Genomic DNA, 1,342 nt, shown 5'->3' with positions numbered 1-1,342 from the left:
GATCCGCGAGCCGCACCGGCGCCTCCACCCGCTCCCCGCCCGGCGGGGGCACCCCCTGAGGCACGCCCCCTGCCCCGCTCCCGCCCGCGCGGGCCGGTGACGCCGGGGACCCGGAGGAGGCCGAGGACGCCGTCGGTGAGGCCTGGGGGGCCGGCCCCGGCGCGAGGGCGGCCACCGCCACGGCCGTCAGCGCGGCGGCGAGCATCCGGGGCGCGGCGCGGACCGGTCGCCCGCCCCGCAGGCGCCCGCCGGGCACCCGTAGCGGGGCGAAGAGCGGGACGCTGCCCGGGGCGGGCACCCCGCCCGGCCCGATCCGCCGCAGAGGGGCGGCGGGGGAGCCGGCGGCACCGGAGCAGCCGTGGGCACAACCGCCGTCCGGTCGGGGCGGGGTCGCGCTGTGCGCGGCCGGGGTGTGCCCGGCTGCCGCGCGAGTGGGGGCGCAGGAGCTCGTGACGTTCATGGGCCCACGCTGACCCATTTCCGCAACCCCTGCCGGAGCCTGTGGACAACCCTCCCCGAACCCTCGTCCACAGCTCACTCGGGAGAGTGAAGGCAGGGGAGAAGGCGCCGGCGTCACGGGGCCCAGGGGCTACGGAAGGGTGAAGCCCGGGTCCTGGGCGCCCAGCGCACCGGTGCACAGGCAGGTGCGCGCGTCGGTCGACGGGAGCGCCGCCACCGCGTCGAACAGGACGTCCCGCATGCGGTCCACGTTGGCGCCGAACACCTGGAGCACCTCCTCGTGGGAGACGCCCTCACCGGTCTCGGCGCCCGCGTCGAGGTCGGTGACCAGGGTCAGCGAGGTGTAGCAGAGCTCCAGTTCACGGGCGAGCGGGGCCTCGGGGTGACCGGTCATGCCGACCACGGACCAGCCCTGGGCGGCGTGCCAGCGGGACTCGGCGCGGGTGGAGAAGCGGGGCCCCTCGATCACCACCAGGGTCCCGCCGTCGACGGCCTCCCAGTCGCGGCCGCGTGCCGCCTTGAGGACGACGGCCCGTCCGGCGGGGCAGTAGGGGTCGGCGAGGGAGACGTGGACGACGTTGGGGACGGTGCCGTCGGGCAGGGGGAGCCCGTCGAAGTAGGTGTTGGCCCGGGCCCTGGTGCGGTCCACCAGCTGGTCGGGCACCAGCAGCGTGCCCGGCCCGTACTCGGGCCGCAGACCGCCGACCGCGCAGGGGCCGAGGATCTGGCGGACGCCCACCGACCGCAGTGCCCAGAGGTTGGCCCGGTAGTTGATGCGGTGCGGCGGCAGGTGGTGGCCGCGTCCGTGCCGGGGCAGGAACGCCACCCGGCGGCCGGCGATCTCGCCGACGAACAACGAGTCGCTCGGCGGCCCGTAGGGGGT

At 77.3% G+C, this 1,342-nt stretch carries 1 protein-coding gene and 1 pseudogene; both read right to left on the bottom strand.

Annotated features, from left to right (window positions below; all coding sequences use genetic code 11):
• Positions 1-460 (bottom strand): annotated as a pseudogene (locus ACOV8S_RS00840) (hypothetical protein); the annotation flags it as partial.
• A 129-nt stretch (positions 461-589) separates the two neighbouring features.
• On the bottom strand, positions 590-1,342 hold a 753-nt coding region (locus tag ACOV8S_RS00835; RefSeq protein WP_448315326.1), incomplete at its 5' end, for an S-methyl-5'-thioadenosine phosphorylase.

This window comes from Streptomyces sp. CO7 (genome assembly GCF_053474865.1).
Note: the sequence above shows the minus strand (reverse complement) of the source record. Positions and strands in the feature narration are given on the sequence as shown.